Source organism: Erythrobacter sp. THAF29, assembly GCF_009363635.1.
Taxonomy (GTDB): Bacteria; Pseudomonadota; Alphaproteobacteria; order Sphingomonadales; family Sphingomonadaceae; genus Erythrobacter.
Genome location: NZ_CP045392.1, coordinates 2,534,127 through 2,554,489, shown reverse-complemented (window position 1 = coordinate 2,554,489; position 20,363 = coordinate 2,534,127). Strand labels below are relative to the sequence as shown.

The following is a 20,363-nucleotide window of genomic DNA, read 5'->3' as shown; positions in this document are numbered from 1 at the left end:
CGTCGGGGGATCGAACAGCAGGGGGAAGGCACCCGCGCACCCGCCGGTTTTGGCGGCTTAAACAATTGGGGGAAGTGAATGAGCGAGACTAAGAAAGCATCGGACCTATTTGTCGAATGCCTCGAAGCCGAGGGCGTCGAGTATATTTTCGGCGTGCCAGGCGAGGAGAATCTCGACTTCCTCGAAAGCCTGTCCGACAGCTCGATCAAGCTCATCCTCACGCGCCACGAACAAGGCGCGGGCTTCATGGCCGCCACCTATGGCCGCCATACAGGTAAAACCGGCGTTTTCCTCGCAACACTTGGGCCGGGGGCGACTAACATGGTGACGGCGGTCGCCTATTCGCAGCTCGGCGGCATGCCGACGCTCGCGATCACCGGCCAGAAACCGATCAAGAAATCGAAACAGGGCCGGTTCCAGATCCTCGACGTCGTCGCGATGATGGAGCCGATTACGAAGTACACCCACCAGCTTCACGCCGGAGACAACATTCCCAGCCGGGTGCGTGAGGCATTCAGACTTGCGGAAGAAGAAAAGCCGGGCGCGACCCACCTCGAATTTCCCGAGGACATTGCCGAGGAGAAGACAGACAGCCGGCCCATCGCGGCAAGCCTCGCGCGTCGCCCATCGGCTGAAGCCAAAGCCGTTCGTAAAGCGGTCGAGACGATCGAGAATGCCGACAAGCCTGTGCTCGTGATTGGCGCGGGCGCAAACCGCACCATGACCGGGCGGATGCTGCGCCAGTTTATCGAGAAAACCGGCATTCCCTTCGTCACGACCCAGATGGGCAAGGGCGTGATCGACGAGCGCCACCCGCTGTTTCTCGGCTGCGCGGCGCTTTCATCGGGTGATTTCTGCCACCGCGCGATCGAAGATGCCGACTGCGTCATCAATATCGGTCACGACGTAATCGAGAAGCCGCCATTCTTCATGAGCGATGCATTTGACGACCCACGCGCATGCTCCTGCGTCGTCCACATCTCCACAAGAACGGCGGAGGTCGATCCGGTGTACTTCCCGCAGATCGAGGTGATTGGCGACATCGCCAACGCCGTCTGGCAGATCAAGGAAGACATCGTCCCGCAGGGTAAGTGGGATTTTGCAAGAATGCTCGAATACCGGCAGGCGGAGCACGAACACTCCAAGCCGCTTGCCGAGGATACGCGCTTTCCCATCTTCCCCCCGCACCTCGTCCAACAGGTCCGCGATTGCATGCCGGAGGACGGGATCATCTGCCTTGACAACGGGGTCTACAAAATCTGGTTCGCGCGCGGATACACCGCCTACCTTCCCAACACCGTGCTGCTCGACAATGCGCTGGCGACGATGGGAGCAGGTCTGCCGAGCGCCATGATGAGCGCGATGCTCTATCCCGATCGCAAGGTCATGGCCATCTGCGGCGATGGCGGCTTCATGATGAACAGTCAGGAGATGGAAACCGCAGTGCGGCTCGGGCTGAACCTCACCGTGTTGATCCTGCGCGACGACGCCTATGGAATGATCCGCTGGAAACAGGCCAATATGGGCTTCGAGGATTTCGGGCTTACTTTCGGCAATCCCGATTTTGTCGCCTATGCTGAAAGCTATGGTGCGCAAGGCCACCGCGTTACCAGCAGCGAACACCTGACCGACGTGCTTGACCATTGCCGCGACACGCCCGGTGTGCACCTCATCGATTGCCCGGTCGACTATTCGGAGAACGACCAGATCCTGAACCACGATATCAAGGAACTAAGCGCAAAGCTTTGAGATTGATCGGGAAAGGAGAATACAAATGCCGACGCTGAAGGACACCTACCCGCTCTACCTCAACAACAAGGCGCAGCAGCCGAACACCGATCTTGAGGTGACCGACAAATATACCGGCGAGGTGGCTTTTCGTGTAGCGCTGGCCGATCCGGAGACGATAGACAAGGCGATCGTGGGCGCGGTCGATGCGGCGGAGCCGATGGCGAGGCTCGCCAGCTACGAGAAACAGGACGTGCTGATGCACTGCGTCAACCGCTTCAAGGAGCGGTTCGACGAACTCGCCTATGCGCTGTGCGTTGAAGCGGGAAAGCCGATCAACGATTCCGAAGGCGAGGTCACACGACTGATCGATACCTTCCGCATCGCCGCCGAGGAATCGGTGCGCAATTACGGTGAGGTCATGCCGCTCGACATTTCCGAGCGAGCCAAGGGCTACCAGTCGATCTGGAAGCGCTACCCCATCGGGCCGTGCAGCTTCATCTCTCCGTTCAACTTTCCGCTCAACCTCGCTGCGCACAAGATCGCGCCAGCGCTCGCGGTTGGCTGTCCGTTCGTAATGAAGCCTGCCTCCAAGACGCCGCTCGGCGCAATCATCATGGGCGAGGTGCTGGCCGAATGCGACATCCTTCCTGAAGGTGCGTTCTCGATCCTGCCAGCACGACGCGATGGCGCGGACCTGTTCACGGTCGATGAGCGGCTCAAGTTGCTGAGCTTTACCGGCTCGCCTGCCGTCGGCTGGGACCTCAAGGCGCGTTGCGGGAAAAAGAAATGCGTGCTCGAACTCGGCGGCAATGCGGCGGTGGTGGTGGACCACGATGCCGATCTTGATGACGCGCTTGAGCGGATTGTGTTCGGCGCGTTCTACCAGTCCGGACAATCCTGCATCGGTGTGCAACGCATCATTATCCATGAGGACGTCTATGACCGCTTCAAGGAGATGCTGGTCGAAAAGACCAAGACGCTGGTTGCGGGCGATCCCAAGGACCGTGACACCTTCATCGGCCCGATGATCTCCGAAGGCGAGGCCACGCGCCTCAAGAGCTGGATCGACGAGGCGGTCGAAGCTGGCGCGACACTGCTCACAGGCGGTGGCCTGTCGAACGGCAACATGCTCGAGGCGACTTTGCTCGAGAACGTCGACAAACATGCTCGCGCGTTGAACGACGAAGCCTTCGGCCCGCTCGCGATCCTGCAGAAGTTCTCCGACTTCGATGAGGCGCTTGCAGAGGTGAACCGCTCCGAATTCGGACTGCAGGCGGGCATCTTCACCCGCGACCTGTTCAAGATGTTCGACGCCTGGGACCGGCTCGAAGTTGGCGGTATCGTCATCAACGATGTGCCGAGCTACCGCGTCGACAATATGCCCTATGGCGGAGTGAAGGATTCAGGCCTGGGGCGCGAGGGGATCCGGTTCGCCATGGAGGACATGAGCGAAATCCGGAACCTCGTGATCCGTAGGAATTAGAACTCCTCAAGCAACAACAGCACCGCCGTCACCACCATGCGCTCGTCCTCGCCGCCGAAGCGGTGATCGACCTCGCGCACGGTTGCCTCGGCCACCAACTGGCCCGGGATGCGAAACTCATGTTCGGACAGGTTGGCGATGAATTTCTCGCCTGCCTCACATGCCTCGCGCCCGTCGAAATCGAGCATCACCTCGTGCCGCGTGCCCGAGAAGGTGATCGAAGCCCATGCTTTCTCCTCGTGTGTGAGCAGGCTCGCCCGGCCATCGGCTAGTATGAGCAAAGCTTCGCGCACCCTGTCGGCAGTGGTGCGTCGGGAGCGATAGCGACGGGCGCGCAAAGGCTGCGCGGGAGCCGTGTCAGTGGATTTCGTTTCAATATCGGCAGTCGGAATGAGTGTATCGGTCAGCATGGGGCAAGTTCCTTGGTCTCGGTGGCGCGGGCGGCGGCCTCATAGTTTTCCATCCACCTCAAGGTGCGAGCCTCGGTGGCAGGGCGGGGGATGCGGCCCATCCTCAAGTCGAGGACGAAGCGCGGATCGTGAGCGGCGAGGCGGCCGAATTTGGTGGCGGGCATGTCATGGGTGCGCAGGAATTTTTCGACTTTTCGGATCAGCATGTGGCTCCCCTTATTGGCTGTGATCGACCGGACGAATCGCTCGATGTTCCGCAAATGTTCCAAGCGAAATCCTACTTGTATAGGAAAAATCCTATGCTATAGGAAAAATGAAGGGGTCGCACCCGTACTGCCACCAGGAAAGGTACCGGAATGTCGTCAGTTGCCATGACGCCCGATCGCGAAAGACTGCTTGAACTCGCGCGCGAAAAGGGGGCGAGCTTGTCGCGTCTTTCGGAGATGATCGGTAGAAACGCAGCATATTTACAGCAGTTTATTAAACGCGGTACGCCGAAGAAGCTGGAGGAAGGCGATCGGCGCAGGCTCGCCCAGTTTTTCGGTATCGACGAGGGCGAGATTGGCGGAAGCACGGGCAAGGAAAATTCCTATGCGAGCACTTCGGCCGGTTCCGAATCGTCCTATGTCGAAGTGCCGAGGCTGGATATCGGCGCGTCTGCCGGTCCCGGAGCGCTGCCGTCCGGCGAAGCGCCTTTCGATGCTTTCCGCTTCTCGCGTCGCTGGCTTTCGGAGCAGGGGCTGGCGAACGCTCAACTCTCGGCAATCACCGTTGAAGGGGATTCGATGGAGCCGCTGCTCAACGATGGCGACGAAATCCTCGTCGACCGCGCGCCGCGACCTTTTCGCGATGGCATTCATGTAGTTCGAGTGGGCGATACGCTTATGGTCAAGCGCGTGGCGAGCGCTGGGGCGGGACAAGTCTCGCTGCTGAGCCAGAACCTTGCCTATCCCCCCGTGAATGTCGCGGCGGAGGATGTCGAAATTATCGGGCGCGTGGTCTGGAAAGGCGGGCGGATTTAGCCCAAATAGCGCGTATGACCGACAAACCCGTTCCCCCCATGAAAGCCGCGATCATCCCGGTTACGCCGCTGCAGCAGAACTGCTCGCTGATCTGGTGCACCAAGACCAATAGGGCCGCGCTGGTCGATCCCGGCGGCGATCTCGACCGGTTGAAGGAAGGCGTCGCCAAGGCGGGCGTCGAGCTCGAAAAAATCCTCATCACCCACGGCCATCTCGACCATTGCGGCCAGGCGGGTATGCTTGCCGAAGAACTTGGTCTGCCGATCGAAGGCCCGCACGAGGACGACCGGTTCTGGATCGCGCGGCTCGACGAAGACGGCGCGCGCTATGGCATGACGGCCAAATCCTTCGAGCCTGACCGCTGGCTGAAGCACGGCGACACCGTGACGGTTGGCGACCTGACGCTCGATGTGATCCACTGCCCCGGACATACGCCGGGCCATGTCGTCTTTTTCCACGAGCCGAGCCGGTTCGCGATTGTCGGCGACGTGCTGTTCCAAGGCTCAATCGGCCGGACCGATTTTCCCATGGGCAATCACCAGGATCTGATCGACAGCATTACCAAGCGGCTCTGGCCTTTGGGCGAGGACGTGATGTTCATCCCTGGCCACGGCCCGACGAGCACTTTTGGTCAAGAGCGCAAGACCAACGCATTCGTCAGCGATTACGCGCTTTCTTAATTGCGCAGCCCATCCAGGCTGCGATTTCCTCGCTCTTGCGGCCTGAAGGCCGCGTCGCTGCGGGCGGGCGGTCGCCCTTGCGGTCGTTGTGCGACCGTGTCGGTCGCCCCAATTAACTGGTCTAGAGCACCCTTCCGGCGATCAGCGCCGCGACAATCGCCAGCCCGAGCTGGATCACCAGCGTCATCACAGTCCCGACCATGCGGCCCCAAGCATAGTTGCCGCCGTCCATCCCGAAGGCGTGCATGATCCGGCCGAGGAAATAGAGTGCGGCCACATAGGCGAGCCATGCCTCGGCTTTGCCCGTCAGTTCGATCGCTGCAAGCAGCACCAGCACGAAGACTGTGTTTTCGACGAAATTCAACTGCGCCCGCATACGGCGCTGCAATGATTCCTTGCCGCCATCGCCCACGCTGACGCCGAGTGCGCGGCGGACGGCTCCGACGCGCAGCGCCAGCCAGATGTTGAGAATGGCGGCCGCGGCGGCGGCTGCGAGCGTTACCGGAAGCAATACCATGATTTACGATCCCCTCGAACTCGTGTGACCGCAGTGCTAGTCGGCGGTGACGCGGGTTGCAACGCGCGAATTTTCCGCTATATCGCGCGCCTCCCCGCCAGCTTTCGGCCAGGACGCATAGCCAGCCATTGCGCTTGTGCGAAACGCGGCCTTGCCTTAAGGGCGGCAGCAAGACGTAACGTCATCTGACACGAACACACGTATTTATTTGAGGAAATGGTGCCGCCATGGCTGTTCCAAAGAGAAAAGTATCGCCCCACCGCCGTGGCAATCGCCGCGCGCACGATTCGCTTAAGGTCGAAGCGCACCACGAATGCTCGAACTGCGGTGAGTTGAAGCGCCCGCATAATCTGTGCCCGCATTGCGGTTACTACAACGGTCGTGAGGTCGTCGCAGTCGGGCTCTAAGACCCCTGTACGATGAAGACGGAGAGAGAGGTATGAGTCTGCCGCGTATCGCTGTTGATGCGATGGGCGGCGATGAAGGCGTGCGCACCATGATCGAAGGTGCTGCGCTCGCTCGCCGTGATCACGACAAGTTCGAATTCCTGCTGGTCGGCGACCAGAAGAGGATCGAAGCCGCTCTCGAAGATCACCCCAATATGCGCGGTGCATCGGAAATCCTCCATTGCGAGGATGTCATCAGCGGCGACGAGCAGCCGAGCCGCGCAATCCGACGCGCGAAGACCACCAGCATGGGCCTCGCCGTCAACGCGGTTAAGGAAGGTGCGGCTGGCGCGGCGGTCAGCGCAGGCAACACCGGCGCGCTGATGGCGATGAGCAAGCTTTCGCTGCGCACCATGCCCGGCATCGATCGCCCGGCGCTCGCGGCCCTGCTCCCGACCCTTGAGCAGCACGATGTCGTGATGCTCGACCTCGGAGCGAATACCGAGGCGGATGCGCGCAACCTCGTGCAATTTGCGGTGATGGGCGCTGCCTATTCGCGGATCGTCAATGATTTCGAAAAGCCTGTAGTGCGTTTGCTCAATATCGGTACCGAACAGATCAAGGGCACGGAAGCGCTGCGCGATGCCGCTGCGCGCCTGACCGAGGCGAACGAAGAGGGCGGACTTGACCTCACATTCGACGGCTTCGTCGAATCCGACAAGATCAATCGCGGCGAGACTCATGTTGTTGTGACCGATGGCTTCTCGGGAAACATCGCACTCAAGGCGATCGAGGGCTCGGCGCGCTTCGTGACCGACCTGCTCAGGCAAGCCTTCACCAGCTCGCTACGCTCGAAGATCGGGTTCCTCGTATCGCGTCCGGCCACAGAGCTGTTGCGTCACCATCTCGATCCGAACAACCACAATGGCGCGGTATTCCTCGGCCTTAACGGTGTGGTGGTGAAGAGCCACGGTAGCGCTACCGCCAAGGGCGTGGCCCACGCGGTCAATGTCGCCGCGCGACTGCTGGAGGAAAACCTCACCCAGCGGATCGCCGACAACCTCGCCGAACTCGGCGAAGCGGCGCTGAGCAGCAATGGCAATGGCGCCGCGAGTGCAGCCGGCAGCGAGGCGGCGGAGTGATACGCGCCCGGCTGATGGGATCGGGTTCGGCACTGCCGGATCGCGTCGTCACCAATGCCGAGCTTGCACAGACAATCGACACCAGCGACGAGTGGATCGTCGAACGCACCGGCATCCGACAGCGTCACATAGCGGGCGAGGACGAGACGACCTCGACGCTAGCCATCGCCGCCGCGCGCGCTGCCATCGCCGATGCGGGGATCGAAGCCGAGAGCATCGGTCTGATAATCCTTGCGACTGCAACTCCGGACAACACCTTCCCCGCGACAGCGACCAAGGTTCAGGACGCGCTGGGCTGCAATGGCTGCGTCGCATTCGACGTTCATGCAGTGTGCTCGGGCTTTCTCTATGCTTTGGCCACCGCCGATTCGCTCTTGCGCACCGGCATGGCAAAGCGCGCGCTCGTGATCGGCGCGGAAACTTTCAGCCGCATCCTCGATTGGGAAGACCGGACGACTTGCGTGCTGTTCGGCGACGGTGCCGGTGCGGTCGTGCTCGAGGCTGCCAATGGCGGTAACGATGGGGCGGGTATTCTCGCGAGCCGGCTTCATGCCGACGGTGCGCAACACGATTTGCTCTATGTCGATGGCGGACCTTCGACCACGCAGACTGTCGGTCACCTGCGCATGAAAGGGCGCGAAGTGTTCCGCCATGCAGTCGTAAATCTTGCGAGCGTTCTTAACGAAGTGCTCGAAGATGCAGGTGTTTCCGCGGGCGATATCGACTGGGTCGTGCCGCATCAGGCGAATCAACGTATCCTCGATGCAACCGCGAAGAAGCTTGGTATTCCAGCGGAAAAAGTCATCGTTACGGTAGATCGGCACGCCAACACCTCGGCCGCTTCTGTGCCGCTTGCTTTCGACACTGCACGGCGGGACGGACGGATCAAGCCGGGCGATCTCGTCATGTTCGAGGCGATGGGCGGCGGCTTTACCTGGGGCGCAAGCCTCGTCCGCGTCTGACCGCACATAGGGCACCGACTGTGCAAAAAGCGGACACTGCCAGCAAAGCACGTTGCGGGAATCGCGAAAAATCTTTATCCTTCATGGTCTTCGTAACGGGTCGCACCGACGAAGGAGAGGCGCAATGATGCGTTCTGTTGGCACGTTGACCCGCGCTGACCTGGCTGAGACAATAAATAGGAAGCTGGGTTTTAGCCGTGCGGAATCGCTGGATCTGGTGGAGTCTATTCTCGACAAGATGAGCGATGCCCTGGCTAGTGGGGAAAACGTGAAGATATCAGGGTTCGGCAGCTTCGTGCTGCGGGACAAGAATGAAAGGATCGGTCGCAATCCCAAAACCGGGATCGAGGTTCCGATCACGCCGCGCAGGGTGATGACATTCCGGGCGAGTCAATTGCTTAAGGAACGTATCGCCAAGGGCGATTAAACTTCGGATACGAGCGCATGGCTGATTTCGACGATGGCAAGGATGACGGCGCTCTGCGCACCATCGGGGAAGTCAGCGATGCGCTCGATATCAAGCCGCACGTGCTAAGGTATTGGGAGCAGCAATTCTCACTGCTCAAACCTCTGAAGCGCAGCGGTGGGCGGCGCTACTACCGGCCGAGTGATGTTGAACTGGTCGAGACGATCGACCGGCTGGTCAATCAGGAAGGCTATACCCTCAAAGGTGCCGAGGCGGTTCTACGCTCATCGGGCGGATCCGATCTCGACCGTCGCAAAAGCGACCGGCGCAGTGGAGACCGGCGCGCAAGTTCGGAACAGTTTTCCGGCGAAATCGCGAATACCGTGCCGGATCTTCGGCCGAAGATGAAAGAAGCGGTGTCGAAGCTGAAAGCGATCCGTTCGCGGCTCGCCAACGCGATTGAAGCCTAGACCACCTTCAACAATATGAAAATCCGGCGGGGCGCCAAAGCTCAAAGCCGTCTATTCGGCTGCCATCAATTCAGCCTCGCCAAGGTCCACGCTGACGAGGCGCGATACCCCCTTTTCCGCCATTGTAACGCCGAACAGCCGATGCATCCGACTCATCGTGACCGCATTGTGGGTGACGATCAGGTAGCGGGTCTTGGTGGTTCGGACCATCGAATCGAGCAGGTCGCAGAACCGTTCGACGTTGGCATCGTCGAGCGGAGCATCGACCTCGTCGAGCACGCAGATCGGCGCGGGGTTGGTCAGGAACAACGCGAATATCAGCGCGGTCGCCGTCAATGCCTGCTCGCCGCCTGAAAGAAGCGAGAGCGATTGCAGGCGTTTGCCAGGCGGCTGTGCGAAAATCTCGAGACCCGCTTCCAATGGATCGTCGCTGTCGATGAGAGCAAGATGCGCCTGGCCACCCTGGAAGAGGCGCGGATAAAGCTCTTGGAAGTGCTGGTTCACTTCGTCGAAGGCGGTGCGCAGGCGCTCGCGGCCTTCGCGATTGAGGTTGCCGATCGAACCGCGCAGTCGCGCGACAGCTTCCGTCAGTTCGGCCTGTTCGCTCGCATTGGTGCCGTGTTCCTCTTCGAGCCGCTCCAGCTCCTCGGCGGCGACAAGGTTTACCGGACCAATGCGCTCGCGGCTGGCCACCAGCCGGTCCATTTCTTCGCTCTCGGCCGAGGAGTGTTTCACATCATCTTCGGCGAATCCGAATTTCTCAGCGAGCAGCGGGGGCGGGCATTGAAAGCGCTCGCCCGACACGCGGGCCATTTCTCCGCGACGTGCTTCCTCGCTTTCGGCGCGGGCGACGAGCGTCGCTCGACCTTCGCGCGCCTGCGCGAGGTTTTCGGTGGTTTCGGCGAGCTTGCGCTCGGCTGCAGTAACGATTTCCTGAGCGGCGCTCATCGCCTCTTGCGCCTCGGCGAGCTCGCGCGTCAGCCGCTCGCGCATCACGTCGCCCTGTTCGATCTCCGCCATCAGGGCAGCGGGCTTGGCCGCGATGACTGCGCGCTCTTCTTCGATTTCCTCCAGCCGGCGTCCGGCCTCGGCGGTACGCTGCGTGGCTTCGGACGAGCGCGCTTTCCAGTTGTTCTCGTCGGCTTGCTGAGCGGCGAGGCGCTCACGCGAAACGGCAAGACCCTGATCGTGAGCGGCGAGCTCGGCGAGGGCTGCCTGCACTGCCGATTTGGCGGCTTCGTGTTTCGCCTGCGCCGCTTCGAGCGAAGCGCGGCCGGCATCGGGGGAGGGCAGGGCTTCGCGCTGTTCCTTCGCGGTTTCGAGTTCTGCCCTGGCTGCGGTCATTTGCTCGTCGAGATCGGACTTGGCGGCGGCAAGTTCCTCGATCCGCGTGGCAACTCGCTCCTTGGCGGCCTCCGCCTGGTCGAGCGTGCGCAGCGACTGCCTTTCGGTCTCGATCGCGCCTGCGAGTTCCCGTTCAAGTGCGACCAGTCCAGCCTGAAGCGCGGAGAGCTCCTCGCGAGCGGTGAGCTCATTGCTCTCGGCCAGTTCCGCAGCGCCGCGCAAGTCGGGCAATACCTTTCCAAGTTCTGACAGGCGGTTCGCAGCCTCGAGCCGGGCGGCTTCTGCCGAACCTTCACCGCGCGCCACGAAGCCATCCCAGCGGCGTAAACGCCCGTTCTTGGTGACGAGCCACTCGCCCGGCGCGAGCGTGCGGCCATCGTCGCTATCGGCAACATGGACCAGCGACAGTCGCGCCCGAAGTTCATCGGGGCAATCGGTTATATGGTCGAGGAGGCTGTCGGCGACCCGCGATGGCGCGCTGCTGCCAGTCCAGTACCGCCCGTCGTCGTCATCCGAGGGTGAGCCCAGCGGCGATTTCGCATCGCGGCCCAGAACGGCGGCGATGGCGCGTTCGTAGCCCGGCTCGACACCGACCTTGTCGAGCGCGGCGGGCATCCCTTCGCGTCCCGCGGCGCGCTTCGACCGTGCATCACGGTCGCGGGCGAGGGCGGTATGCTCGCGCTCTACCCCTGCGAGTTCTGCCTTGGCGGTGGCGAGAGCGGCGGCGGCTTCGTCGCGTGCGTTCTGGAGTTCGACCTTGCGTGCCTGTGCCTCATCAAGCTTGGCACGCAGGTTCGCAACTTCGCTCGCCGCGTTTTCGGCGGCTTTGCGCGCAGCGATCACCGCCTGTTCGGGATCCTGACCTCCGGAAAGCTCTGAATGCGCGGCAGCGATACGTTCATTTTCGCGCTCAAGCCTGGCGAGGCGGGCTTCGGCCTGTTCGATCGCGGCTTCGGCAACGCGCCATTCTGCCTCTACGCCAGCATGGTCGGCCGTCGCCTTGGCCAGATCGAGTTCGGCGGTGCGGCTGGCGCGTTCGGCATTTTCGCTGCGGTCGACAAGCTTTGGGCGCGCGGCTTCGGCTTCCTCGACCGAGGCGGTGCTGGCTTCGATTTCGCGTGAAAGGCGCTTCAGTGCCTCGACGGCATCTGCGGTCAGGCGATCGGCATTCTGGCGGTCTTCCTCGAGTCGCTCTTTCTGGCGATCGAGTGCGACGAGCCGTGCCTCTGCATCTTCCAGCTTTTCGGACAGAGCAGCCATGCGGTGACCGTGGGCCGAGGCATCATCGCGGCGGTCGGCTAATTCATCGCGTGCTTCTGCGAGCTTGGCTGCTGCTTCGGCCTGCTCTTTCTGGGCGAGCTCGCTCGCAGAACGGGCCTCTGCAACCCGCGCCTCTGCGCTTTCGGCGGCTGCGCGCGCTTCCTTCGCTGCATGCGCCGCATCGCGCCAGCGCGCGAACAGCAGCCGCGCTTCAGCGACATTGATCTGGTCTGAAAGCTTCTTGTAGCGTTCGGCCTGCTTGGCCTGACGGCGCAATGACGCCATCTGCGAATCCAGCCCGGCCATCAGATCTTCGAGCCGCGCGAGGTTTGCTTCGGTCGAGCGAAGTTTGCTCTCGGCATCCTTGCGCCGGACGTGAAGCCCGGAAATCCCGGCCGCCTCTTCAAGCATTTTGCGCCGGTCAGCGGGCTTGGCGGCAATCACTTGCGCGATTTTGCCTTGGCTGACGAGCGCCGGAGAATGCGCACCGGTGGCGGCGTCGGCAAAGGTGAGCGCGACGTCTTTCGCGCGCACGTCGCGCCCGTTTACGCGATACGCGCTGCCTGCGCCGCGCTCGATCCGCCGGGTGACGACGAGTTCCTCGCCATCGTCATCGGCGGCGTGCAACACAACCTCGGCAAAGGCGCGTTCGGGGCGCGCGGAAGTGCCTGCGAAGATCACATCTTCCATGCCGCCCGAGCGCATCGACTTGGCCGAGGTTTCCCCCATGACCCAGCGGATTGCTTCGAGAAGGTTGGATTTGCCGCAGCCATTCGGCCCGACAACGCCGGTCAGCCCCGGTTCGATGCGCAGTTCAGCCGGCTCGACAAAGCTCTTGAAACCACTGAGCTTAAGCCGGCTGATCTGCATGAGTTGGCGCTACCCTTCGCTTATTCCGTCCGAGCGCCGGCGCGCTGGAGGATAGGTTCGAGCTCGGGCCACTGGTTCGCTTCGACCTTGCGACCATTGAGAAGCCAAGTGGGTGTGCCGGTAATGTTCAAATCCTGCCCCTGCTTCTGCGAGCGGTCGGCGATGGCTTGAATGGTTTCGACATCGGAGAGGCATTCGCGCGCCTTGTCTGCCGAGACACCGCGGGCAGCGAAAAAGTCGATCAGTCCGGATACCTCGCCAATGCGTACGAAACGCTCCTCGAGCGGCAGGTCTCCGGTGGCCCTGATCGCTTCCGCATTGGCCGAAACGCCGCCCATTACATCTTCGAAGGCGACCCACGCCTGATCGGCCAGCACCTGCATGCTTTCCGGCTGGCTGCAGCGCACGAGCGTCGCGATGGTAAGGTCGACAGGATTGGCGATAAGATTCCGCAGCTCGTAGCTGACAACGCCGGTGCTGACATAGTTTTCTTTGAGCGGGGTCGAGCCCGTTTGTGCGAAGTAGGCGCATGCCCCGCAGGTGTGCGAGGCGTATTCCACCAGCTTCAGCGGCGCATCGGGGTTGCCGAGGACGTAGCCGCCCTCCGGCGTCACATTCACCACTTCGGTCCAGCTGCTGCCTTCGGGAGCGGGAATGGCTTCGATAGGCTCGCCGGCAGGGGCGCCGGTTTCGCTGGCATCGTCGGCACATGCGGCAAGCGCGATGGCAAGGGGTGCCACGACGCCAAATGCCAGGGCGCGCTTGGGCGAGATTGAACGGATCGAAATCATGTCGATGTCACCTTCAGTCGATAGAGGAAGTTAAACGGCGGCTCTCGGGCCCGCCAATAGCCGGTGGGCATGCGATTGTGCAAAAAACTTGCATAACTTGAATAGCGGCTCGTTTTGGCACGTTTATCGAGGGAAATCGGTCCCTAATCGGAATTGCTGGAGGGCCGGAAGCGCTGCTCGATGATCGGATAGAGCGCGTCCCAATCGTGTACGCCTTCGAGTTTGACGCCGTCGAGTACGAAATGCGGTCGGGAAAATCCGGTTGGATCCGTGGGCAGATCGAATTCTTCGTCATCGGCTGCGGCATTGGCCCGAAGCCTCGCAATCGCCCGGCGATTGGCAAGGCAGGTCGTTAGGTCCATGCGCGAATAGCCGCGCCGCCGCGCCATCATGTCGTCGAAGTCAAGCGCTCTGACTAGCCGCGTGCGCGCAGAATGGTCGCCGCGCACCCAATTGCTGCGGTTGAATTGTGAGGCCATATTCCAGCGATTTCGCCACCGTTTCTGGTCGCGCATGAGCATGGCATGATTGACCTTGAATTTCCTGGTTTCGCCGCACGTGGCGAGCAGGGTTAGCGGCAGGTCGACCGGGTGACCGAAGCGAGGACGAATCTCCAGGCTGAGATGGCCGGGCGCGAGCAGGGCGATATCGAGCTCGGGATCGCCCTTGAAAGCAAAGTCATAACAGCCTTCGCAGCTATAGCTTGTGAACATGATCAGGTGCGCTTCGGCATCGGGATTGCCGATAAGGTATCCACGCGGGGTTTTCTCGACCGTCGCGTGCCACGCCTTGCGGCTGGTCGTGTCCTTGAACGCGCTCCCCATGTCCTCGAGGTCCTGGGCAACGAGAGGCGCAGTGAGCGCCAGTGCGCCCAACGCCATGACAGCAACGATTGCTCTGATCACTCGCCTGTGTCCCCGTCCTTATCCTCGAAACTGCGGGCAAGGCTTTCGAGCACCTGCCTGAGCTCCGGATCGCCGATATCGCGCAAGCTATCGCCGAGTTCCATCGGGATCGGCTTGAGCGAAGGCGGCGCCTTGGCAGGCTCTTCAACACGGGGCGGCTTAACCTGACCTTGCCGAATCTTGGCGCGCGCGACGGCGCTGTATCCGAAAAATCGGTTCACCCGTTCGATAATCTCAGGGATGACCTGCTGGATTAGCGGTGCGTGAGCGGGGGCTACTACAAGCTGAAGGATGCCCTCAGACTTTTCGCCGGGCGGAAAGCGGATCGCTTCGGGGCTGCAGACCCTGGCGTGATGCGGGCCGACGATCTCCGGCCAGCGGGTGACGACCGAGCTTTGCACGAAGCCGAAGCGGCGAAACGCGGTGCGCCCGACTTCGGGCATGAGATCGCCAATGGCCCTGGCCCCTCCGCCTCGCGGGCGCTGATAGGGTTTGGGAGACTTTTTCCCCTTTTTCCCAGCTGGTTTTTCGGTGTCGCTTCCCATTGCACGGAAAGCCATGCCATAGGCCGGGTGTGACTTCCACCGCTGCCGACATCTCGTCCACGCTGCTCGACTGGTACGATGAGCATGCGCGAGACCTGCCGTGGCGCAATCCGCCGGGAGCGCCGTCGCCGCAGGATTCGGATTGGCCTTATCGTGTGTGGCTGTCGGAAGTGATGCTGCAACAGACGACCGTTGCCGCTGTTAAACCCTATTTCGAAAGGTTCACGGACAGATGGCCGAGTTTCGAAGCGCTAGCGGCGGCGGGCGATGATGAGATCATGGCGGCATGGGCGGGCCTCGGATACTATTCGCGTGCCCGAAATCTCGCCAAATGCGCGCGGGAAGTGGCTGCGCGCGGCGGCTTCCCCGAGAAGGAAGCAGAATTGCGCGAACTGCCGGGCCTCGGGGCATATACCGCCGCAGCAATAGCAGCGATTGCTTTTGGCGAGCGCGCGGTCGTGGTCGATGCCAATGTAGAGCGGGTCATATCGCGCCTGTTCAACATTACCGAACCGCTTCCCGCTTCACGCAAGGCGATCCGCGAGCGCGCCGGTGAAATCACTCCCGAGCACCGCGCTGGCGATTTTGCTCAGGCGATGATGGATCTGGGCTCGAGCATCTGCACTAGCAAGTCGCCGCGCTGCCTGCTCTGCCCCCTGCAAGAGCATTGCGAGGGCAGCAAGGCTGGCGAACCCGAGCGCCTTCCAATGAAGCCTCCGAAGAAAGCAAAGCCGGAACGTCGCGGCACTGCTTTCTGGATCGAGCAAGAGGGGCACGTCTGGCTCGTCACGCGCGAAAACAAAGGCATGCTGGGCGGAATGCGCGCTCTTCCCGATGACGGCTGGACAGCGGGGCAGGACGGCTCCGGGGAAAGGCCGCTGTCAGTCGATTGGGAGGATCTCGGCGCAGTGCGCCACACCTTCACCCACGCTCACCTGACCCTTTCAGTCGCGCGCACCAGAGAGGCGCAAAAACCCGAAGGGCACGGTGAATGGTGGCCCGTCAGCGACCTTGATGAAGCCGGCCTCCCGACTTTGTTCGCGAAAGCGGCGCGCCTCGCACTCGCGAGGGATTAGAATATCCCGCCACCCAGCGACAATCGGATCGCCGCGATGATCAGTACGATCAGGCAGAAATTCCGTCCACTGTCCTTCGAAGATACGGCGCCGAACAGGATGCCGACCACGATGATGGGCAGGGCAATCCAGTTGGCCCAGCCCAAAAGCGGGATCTGTGCCGGGATGACGATGACGAGCGAGAGAAGGCCGATCAGCCACGAGATGAGATTGAGCATGTGTGTTATATGGACACTACACCTCGTTCATTCAAGGTTCGATAACAAGTCCCGATTGACCACCTATCCCATCTGCCCCACACAGGGCGCACAAACAGACCCATCGGAGATTTTGCCCCATGGCCTTTCGTGAATTTGAGCCTGCAGACCTTACGCGCCGTTCGCTGTTTCGCGGTGGAGGGTACCTCGCCGCCGGTGCAGCCTTCGCTTCGCTCCCGATGGGGCGCGGCCTGCTCGCTCACGATGTCAGCCAATCCTGGCCGACTGTCGCAGCCTTGGCGGACAAGTATGTCTCCCAGCGCAAGGTCGCGAACCTTTTCCTCACCTTCGGCTGGGGAGAGGAAGACCACGCCCACACCGTAGGCGGGGGCACACTCTCGCTCGACGGTTCGACGCGGGTGGACGAAAACTCTCTCTACCGCATCTATTCCATGACCAAGCCTGTCACCGGCATGGCGACGATGATGCTGATCGATGACGGCCTCCTGACCCTCGACCAGCCGCTTCATGACGTGATGCCTGCATTCCGCGACATGCAAGTGCTGGTTGATCCCGCAGGTCCGCTTGAGAACACCGTGGCGGCCGAAACGCCGATCACGATCCGCCATCTGCTTACTCACACAGCGGGCCTCGGCTATCTGATCACCAGCAAGGGACCGCTGCTCAAGGCTTATCAGGATGCGGGGCTGGTCGGTGGCCGCGTCAGCCGTATCCCGATCCCTGGGATCCCGGTGGTCACGCCCGCGCCGAGCCTTGAGGTATGGGCTGACCGCCTGGCCGAGCTGCCGCTCATGTACCAACCCGCGACCAAGTGGAGCTATTCGTGCAGTATCGACTTGCTCGGTCGCGTAATCGAAGTGGTGTCGGGCAAGGATTTCGAGACTTTCCTCAATGAACGCATCTTCGAACCGTGCGGCATGGACAGCACGTGGATGACAGTTCCGGAAAGCGAAGTCTCCCGGATGACCGACAATTACGGCATTCTCGCAGGGTTGCCCCTGCCGCTCGATCCGGCGGCAGCGACAATCTACACCGATGCGCCCAAGGTGCCTTCGGGTGGCGGCGGGCTCGTGTCGACGCCCAAGGATTATGACCGCTTCCTCCGTATGTTGCTGAACTACGGAATGTTCGATGGTGAACGCGTGATGAGCGAAGAAGCGGTGCGCGTCGGCACTTCCAACCTTCTTCCCGATACCGTCGATGTGAGCGACACCTGGATCGCGGGGCAGGGGCACGGCGCAGGCGGTCGCTCCACGAATGGCCAGTTCGGATGGGGCGGAGCAGCCGGGACGATCGCAGCGGTCGACTACAACCTCGGTCTGCGCTCGGCGCTCTGGACGCAATACATGCCGACCGAAGCTTATCCGATGCGAGACGAGTTCATCGCAGCATTGAAAAAGGATCTAGAGGCAATGCGCGCGGCCAAGGCAGCCGGATGAATCACCCGGCGCATCCAGAGCTCGCGCGCACGGGTCCGATCGCCTTTGCGGGTTCTCCCATAGACCGCGCCGACCTGATCCGCGTAAATCCCGAAAAGCTCGCCGAACACATGAACTGGCGGGCGAAAGTCCTGATGCTCGACGGGCTTCTGCCCGTGATCGACGATGCGGGCGGGCTCGTCTGGGGGACGCTCGCCGATGTCGATCCGGATGCGGAACTCGTATTTCTGGGGTTGCTCGATGAAAGGGCGTGTTTTGCCGTGGTGCCCAATGATGGAGCGACCGGTCCGGCCTATGCGATGCCGCGCGCGTGGCAGGCGATCCAGCAACTCTCGCCTGCCGACCTCGCGATCTATGGCGGAGCGCGCAGCCTTGTCGATTGGCATGCCCGGCACAAATTCTGCGCCCGCTGCGGTTCTCCGACCAAGATTGCCAAAGGCGGTTGGCAGCGCAATTGCGATAGCTGTCAGGCGCAGCATTTCCCGCGCACCGATCCTGTCACGATCATGCTGGTCGAAAACGACGGCAGGCTGCTTCTGGGCCGACAGCCGCGCTTTCCCCCGCGCGCATTTTCCGCGCTTGCGGGCTTTGTCGAACCAGGCGAGACGATCGAGGAAGCCGTCGCGCGCGAGGTGTGGGAAGAGGCGGGCCTGCGTGTGCGCGATGTCGAATATGTTGCGACCCAGCCCTGGCCCTTTCCGAGCCAGCTGATGATCGGCTGCTATTCCCAGACTGACGAAACCGAGATCACCCTCGATGTCGAGGAGCTGGAGGAAGCGCGCTGGTTCACGCGCGATGAGGTGGCGCTGGCTATGGATAACATCCCGACCGAGCGCGGCGCCGACGGACCCGGCCCCTTCAACGCGCCGCCCCCTGCCGCAATCGCGCACAGCCTGCTAAGATGGTGGCTGGAGAAATCGAAATGAGCGCAGCCGAAAAAGTCACGATCGATATCTATTCCGACGTCATGTGCCCGTGGTGCGCGATCGGATACGGACAATTGACCAGGGCGCTGGACGCGCTCGAAGGCGAGATCGAGGCCGAGATCCGCTGGCGTCCGTTCGAACTCAACCCCGACATGCCGTCAGAGGGCGAAGAGCAGGAAGCGCACTTGCAACGCAAGTATCGCCGCACGGTCGAAGAGGGCGCAGCGGTGCGCGGACAGATGAAGGCGATTGCCGAGGAGGCGGGCGTGTCGCTCTCCTACGAGGGCAACGAAACGCAAGCGCCGCCTGCGATGATGTGGAACACGCGCGATGCCCACAAGCTGCTCGCCTTCGCGCTCGAACAGGCGGGGCCGGAGGTGCAAACGCAGCTAAAGCTTGCCTTGTTCAAAGCCCATTTCAACGAACGCAAACGTATCGGCGATCGCGACGTCCTGCTCGACATTGCCGCCGGCGTCGGTCTCCACCGCGAGGCGGCGAAAGCGGCGCTCGAGGACGAGGAACTGGAAGCGCGCGTCATCGGCGAAGAACGGCAGGCGTGGGATCTCAACATATCCGGTGTTCCCGCAATGATCGTGAACGGCAAATTCATGGTCCCCGGTGCGCAGCCGCCAGAGACTTACGTGAACGTGCTGAGGCGCGTGGTTGAGAAGTCGAGAGCAGCGGCGCTATGAACGGTTTCTCCCCTCGCTCGGCCGTCATCACCGGAGGAGCGAGCGGGATCGGGCTTGCGATCGCCAAGCGGCTTTCACATGAGGGCGTAGAGGTGTTGGTCGCGGACCTTCCAACGCCTGCACTCGAGCGTGCAAGGGTCGTGGACGGACTCGCAACCCAGGCCTGCGATGTTTCCGATCTCGCGCAGGTCGAGGCGCTAGCCGATGTCGCATTCGAGCGGTTCGACAGCGTCGATCTTGTGCTCAACAATGCCGGACAAAGCGGAGTCCACGGGCCGCTATGGGAGGTCGATGTCGAAGCGGCGCGCGCGCATTTCGATGTCAATTTCTGGGGCGTATGGCACGGTTGTCGCGCCTTCGCTCCGCGCCTCATCGAGCAGAAGAGCGAAAGCGCGATCTACAATACCGGCAGCGAGAACAGCTTCTTCTGCGCGGTCCAACAGACGGCGGCCTATATCGCGGCGAAGCACGCGGTACTCGGTTTGACCGAGAGTTTCCGCGAAGATTTGCCGCCGCACGTTCATGCAGGCCTGATCGTGCCCGGCTGGGTATTCACCCCGCTGGGCCCGGAGCGGTTCATGAAGTTCGGGATGGATGTCGAAGCCTATGTCGACATCATCCTGCCACAGATCCTGTCGCGCCGGCGTTTCGTCGTCAGCCACGGTTACAACCAAATCCGCATCGCCGAGCGGATGGGTGAACTCTATGCGAGCTACGATGAATTCGCGCTACCTGCCGAAGAAGACTCCCAGCACGATGTCAGGTCGGTGATGGAGCAGCTCAGAGACGCGAAACCTAGTTAGCTTCGCCCTTTTTGATCGCCTGCATCGTCTTAGGGCCCTTGCGGGCATCCTCGACCGGATTGTCCGAGCCGACTACCGGCTCACGATTGTCGGGATCGGTAGCGGCATTCATCTCGGCGCGCTTTCCTACCCTGACATTGACGAGACCATCCGCGCTGCCCTGGTGCGAGGGCGTCGCTTGCTCGGTCAGTTCTGCGATTAGTTCGTTGTCGGGATGAAGGCTCTGACGTTCTGGCATGTAAATTCTCCTTTCCCGATCAATGGGGAAGGATGCTGCAAGGTTCC

The 20,363-nt window shown here is 61.8% G+C and carries 23 protein-coding genes; 14 read left to right on the top strand and 9 right to left on the bottom strand.

The features are described from left to right. Positions 1-78: 78 nt before the first annotated feature. Both FIU90_RS12425 and FIU90_RS12420 read left to right on the top strand, forming a co-directional pair. Positions 79-1,749 carry an acetolactate synthase large subunit gene (locus FIU90_RS12425; RefSeq protein ID WP_152435058.1) on the top strand — a complete coding sequence of 557 codons (1,671 nt, stop codon included), beginning with the start codon at positions 79-81 and terminating at the stop codon, positions 1,747-1,749. Between the two features lie 25 nt (positions 1,750-1,774). Further along, a complete protein-coding gene (locus FIU90_RS12420) occupies positions 1,775-3,214 on the top strand; it encodes an aldehyde dehydrogenase family protein (protein ID WP_172970256.1) in 1,440 nt (479 codons plus the stop codon). On the opposite strand, the gene FIU90_RS12415 is transcribed toward FIU90_RS12420, so the two are convergent. Together FIU90_RS12415 and FIU90_RS12410 are read right to left on the bottom strand one after the other, a co-directional pair. Beyond that, positions 3,211-3,624 (bottom strand): hypothetical protein, encoded by a 414-nt coding sequence (locus FIU90_RS12415; protein ID WP_152435056.1) that lies wholly within the window; start codon positions 3,622-3,624, stop codon positions 3,211-3,213. The genes FIU90_RS12420 and FIU90_RS12415 overlap by 4 nt on opposite strands. Beyond that, entirely contained in the window at positions 3,618-3,830 is a 213-nt protein-coding gene (locus FIU90_RS12410; protein ID WP_152435055.1) for a hypothetical protein, read from the bottom strand. The genes FIU90_RS12415 and FIU90_RS12410 overlap by 7 nt, the downstream gene beginning before the upstream one ends. Before the next feature lie 150 nt (positions 3,831-3,980). On the opposite strand from FIU90_RS12410, the gene FIU90_RS12405 reads away from it, so the two are divergent. Then, positions 3,981-4,646, top strand: coding sequence for a S24 family peptidase (locus FIU90_RS12405; protein ID WP_152435054.1), 666 nt, complete (start codon positions 3,981-3,983; stop codon positions 4,644-4,646). Positions 4,647-4,684: 38 nt separating this feature from the next. Then, on the top strand, positions 4,685-5,326 hold the full coding sequence (locus FIU90_RS12400; RefSeq protein ID WP_152435836.1) for an MBL fold metallo-hydrolase: 642 nt from the start codon (positions 4,685-4,687) through the stop codon (positions 5,324-5,326). A 121-nt stretch (positions 5,327-5,447) separates the two neighbouring features. Here FIU90_RS12400 and FIU90_RS12395 read toward each other — a convergent pair whose 3' ends face one another. Next, complete coding sequence (locus FIU90_RS12395; protein ID WP_152435053.1) at positions 5,448-5,843, bottom strand: MAPEG family protein; 396 nt, start codon at positions 5,841-5,843, stop codon at positions 5,448-5,450. Between the two features lie 227 nt (positions 5,844-6,070). Between FIU90_RS12395 and rpmF the strand changes: the two genes are divergently transcribed. The 5 genes from rpmF (at position 6,071) to FIU90_RS12370 (ending at position 9,209) form a co-directional block, all read left to right on the top strand. Beyond that, positions 6,071-6,250 (top strand): 50S ribosomal protein L32, encoded by a 180-nt coding sequence (gene rpmF / locus FIU90_RS12390; RefSeq protein ID WP_152435052.1) that lies wholly within the window; start codon positions 6,071-6,073, stop codon positions 6,248-6,250. 32 nt (positions 6,251-6,282) lie between these two features. Next, the gene (gene plsX, locus FIU90_RS12385; protein WP_152435051.1) at positions 6,283-7,371 is read left to right on the top strand and encodes a phosphate acyltransferase PlsX; all 1,089 of its coding nucleotides are present in this window, start codon (positions 6,283-6,285) and stop codon (positions 7,369-7,371) included. 14 nt (positions 7,372-7,385) lie between these two features. After that, complete coding sequence (locus tag FIU90_RS12380) at positions 7,386-8,333, top strand: beta-ketoacyl-ACP synthase III (RefSeq protein WP_152435835.1); 948 nt, start codon at positions 7,386-7,388, stop codon at positions 8,331-8,333. A gap of 76 nt (positions 8,334-8,409) precedes the next feature. Beyond that, positions 8,410-8,760 (top strand): integration host factor subunit alpha, encoded by a 351-nt coding sequence (locus tag FIU90_RS12375; protein ID WP_255478598.1) that lies wholly within the window; start codon positions 8,410-8,412, stop codon positions 8,758-8,760. Positions 8,761-8,777: 17 nt separating this feature from the next. Next, positions 8,778-9,209 carry a MerR family transcriptional regulator gene (locus FIU90_RS12370; RefSeq protein ID WP_152435050.1) on the top strand — a complete coding sequence of 144 codons (432 nt, stop codon included), beginning with the start codon at positions 8,778-8,780 and terminating at the stop codon, positions 9,207-9,209. A 51-nt stretch (positions 9,210-9,260) separates the two neighbouring features. Here FIU90_RS12370 and smc read toward each other — a convergent pair whose 3' ends face one another. The 4 genes from smc to FIU90_RS12350 form a co-directional block, all read right to left on the bottom strand. Then, on the bottom strand, positions 9,261-12,683 hold the full coding sequence (gene smc, locus FIU90_RS12365; RefSeq protein ID WP_152435049.1) for a chromosome segregation protein SMC: 3,423 nt from the start codon (positions 12,681-12,683) through the stop codon (positions 9,261-9,263). 20 nt (positions 12,684-12,703) lie between these two features. After that, the gene (locus tag FIU90_RS12360) at positions 12,704-13,474 is read right to left on the bottom strand and encodes a thioredoxin domain-containing protein (RefSeq protein WP_152435048.1); all 771 of its coding nucleotides are present in this window, start codon (positions 13,472-13,474) and stop codon (positions 12,704-12,706) included. 143 nt (positions 13,475-13,617) lie between these two features. Continuing rightward, a complete protein-coding gene (locus tag FIU90_RS12355; RefSeq protein ID WP_152435047.1) occupies positions 13,618-14,379 on the bottom strand; it encodes a thioredoxin domain-containing protein in 762 nt (253 codons plus the stop codon). After that, positions 14,376-14,939: a DciA family protein gene (locus FIU90_RS12350; RefSeq protein ID WP_152435046.1), complete on the bottom strand. Its 564-nt coding sequence runs from the start codon at positions 14,937-14,939 to the stop codon at positions 14,376-14,378. Before FIU90_RS12350 ends, FIU90_RS12355 begins: the two co-directional genes overlap by 4 nt. 14 nt (positions 14,940-14,953) lie before the next feature. Here FIU90_RS12350 and FIU90_RS12345 point away from each other — a divergent pair, with 14 nt between their 5' ends. After that, positions 14,954-16,000, top strand: coding sequence for an A/G-specific adenine glycosylase (locus FIU90_RS12345; protein ID WP_152435045.1), 1,047 nt, complete (start codon positions 14,954-14,956; stop codon positions 15,998-16,000). Here the strand turns inward: FIU90_RS12345 and FIU90_RS12340 are convergent. After that, positions 15,997-16,218, bottom strand: a complete 222-nt coding sequence (locus FIU90_RS12340; protein ID WP_152435044.1) for a hypothetical protein — start codon at positions 16,216-16,218, stop codon at positions 15,997-15,999. The two genes, FIU90_RS12345 and FIU90_RS12340, sit on opposite strands and share 4 nt — an antisense overlap. Positions 16,219-16,337: 119 nt before the next feature. On the opposite strand from FIU90_RS12340, the gene FIU90_RS12335 reads away from it, so the two are divergent. The 4 genes from FIU90_RS12335 to FIU90_RS12320 are packed head-to-tail and all read left to right on the top strand — an operon-like array spanning position 16,338 to position 20,078. After that, entirely contained in the window at positions 16,338-17,657 is a 1,320-nt protein-coding gene (locus FIU90_RS12335) for a serine hydrolase (RefSeq protein WP_152435043.1), read from the top strand. Then, positions 17,654-18,583: an NAD(+) diphosphatase gene (gene nudC, locus FIU90_RS12330; RefSeq protein WP_152435042.1), complete on the top strand. Its 930-nt coding sequence runs from the start codon at positions 17,654-17,656 to the stop codon at positions 18,581-18,583. Before FIU90_RS12335 ends, nudC begins: the two co-directional genes overlap by 4 nt. Next, positions 18,580-19,275, top strand: coding sequence for a DsbA family oxidoreductase (locus tag FIU90_RS12325; RefSeq protein WP_152435041.1), 696 nt, complete (start codon positions 18,580-18,582; stop codon positions 19,273-19,275). The genes nudC and FIU90_RS12325 overlap by 4 nt, the downstream gene beginning before the upstream one ends. Further along, positions 19,272-20,078 (top strand): SDR family oxidoreductase, encoded by an 807-nt coding sequence (locus FIU90_RS12320; protein WP_152435040.1) that lies wholly within the window; start codon positions 19,272-19,274, stop codon positions 20,076-20,078. The genes FIU90_RS12325 and FIU90_RS12320 overlap by 4 nt, the downstream gene beginning before the upstream one ends. Here the strand turns inward: FIU90_RS12320 and FIU90_RS12315 are convergent. Next, positions 20,071-20,316, bottom strand: a complete 246-nt coding sequence (locus FIU90_RS12315; protein WP_152435039.1) for a hypothetical protein — start codon at positions 20,314-20,316, stop codon at positions 20,071-20,073. The two genes, FIU90_RS12320 and FIU90_RS12315, sit on opposite strands and share 8 nt — an antisense overlap. Positions 20,317-20,363: the final 47 nt, after the last annotated feature.

Bases quoted from the DNA above. Each gene is read 5' to 3' on its own strand.
- FIU90_RS12425 (WP_152435058.1), top strand. From the start codon at position 79: ATGAGCGAGACTAAGAAAGCATCGGACCTATTTGTCGAATGCCTCGAA.
- FIU90_RS12420 (WP_172970256.1), top strand. From the start codon at position 1,775: ATGCCGACGCTGAAGGACACCTACCCGCTCTACCTCAACAACAAGGCG.
- FIU90_RS12415 (WP_152435056.1), bottom strand. From the start codon at position 3,624: ATGCTGACCGATACACTCATTCCGACTGCCGATATTGAAACGAAATCC.
- FIU90_RS12410 (WP_152435055.1), bottom strand. From the start codon at position 3,830: ATGCTGATCCGAAAAGTCGAAAAATTCCTGCGCACCCATGACATGCCC.
- FIU90_RS12405 (WP_152435054.1), top strand. From the start codon at position 3,981: ATGTCGTCAGTTGCCATGACGCCCGATCGCGAAAGACTGCTTGAACTC.
- FIU90_RS12400 (WP_152435836.1), top strand. From the start codon at position 4,685: ATGAAAGCCGCGATCATCCCGGTTACGCCGCTGCAGCAGAACTGCTCG.
- FIU90_RS12395 (WP_152435053.1), bottom strand. From the start codon at position 5,843: ATGGTATTGCTTCCGGTAACGCTCGCAGCCGCCGCCGCGGCCGCCATT.
- rpmF (WP_152435052.1), top strand. From the start codon at position 6,071: ATGGCTGTTCCAAAGAGAAAAGTATCGCCCCACCGCCGTGGCAATCGC.
- plsX (WP_152435051.1), top strand. From the start codon at position 6,283: ATGAGTCTGCCGCGTATCGCTGTTGATGCGATGGGCGGCGATGAAGGC.
- FIU90_RS12380 (WP_152435835.1), top strand. From the start codon at position 7,386: ATGGGATCGGGTTCGGCACTGCCGGATCGCGTCGTCACCAATGCCGAG.
- FIU90_RS12370 (WP_152435050.1), top strand. From the start codon at position 8,778: ATGGCTGATTTCGACGATGGCAAGGATGACGGCGCTCTGCGCACCATC.
- smc (WP_152435049.1), bottom strand. From the start codon at position 12,683: ATGCAGATCAGCCGGCTTAAGCTCAGTGGTTTCAAGAGCTTTGTCGAG.
- FIU90_RS12360 (WP_152435048.1), bottom strand. From the start codon at position 13,474: ATGATTTCGATCCGTTCAATCTCGCCCAAGCGCGCCCTGGCATTTGGC.
- FIU90_RS12350 (WP_152435046.1), bottom strand. From the start codon at position 14,939: ATGGCTTTCCGTGCAATGGGAAGCGACACCGAAAAACCAGCTGGGAAA.
- FIU90_RS12340 (WP_152435044.1), bottom strand. From the start codon at position 16,218: ATGCTCAATCTCATCTCGTGGCTGATCGGCCTTCTCTCGCTCGTCATC.
- FIU90_RS12335 (WP_152435043.1), top strand. From the start codon at position 16,338: ATGGCCTTTCGTGAATTTGAGCCTGCAGACCTTACGCGCCGTTCGCTG.
- nudC (WP_152435042.1), top strand. From the start codon at position 17,654: ATGAATCACCCGGCGCATCCAGAGCTCGCGCGCACGGGTCCGATCGCC.
- FIU90_RS12325 (WP_152435041.1), top strand. From the start codon at position 18,580: ATGAGCGCAGCCGAAAAAGTCACGATCGATATCTATTCCGACGTCATG.
- FIU90_RS12320 (WP_152435040.1), top strand. From the start codon at position 19,272: ATGAACGGTTTCTCCCCTCGCTCGGCCGTCATCACCGGAGGAGCGAGC.
- FIU90_RS12315 (WP_152435039.1), bottom strand. From the start codon at position 20,316: ATGCCAGAACGTCAGAGCCTTCATCCCGACAACGAACTAATCGCAGAA.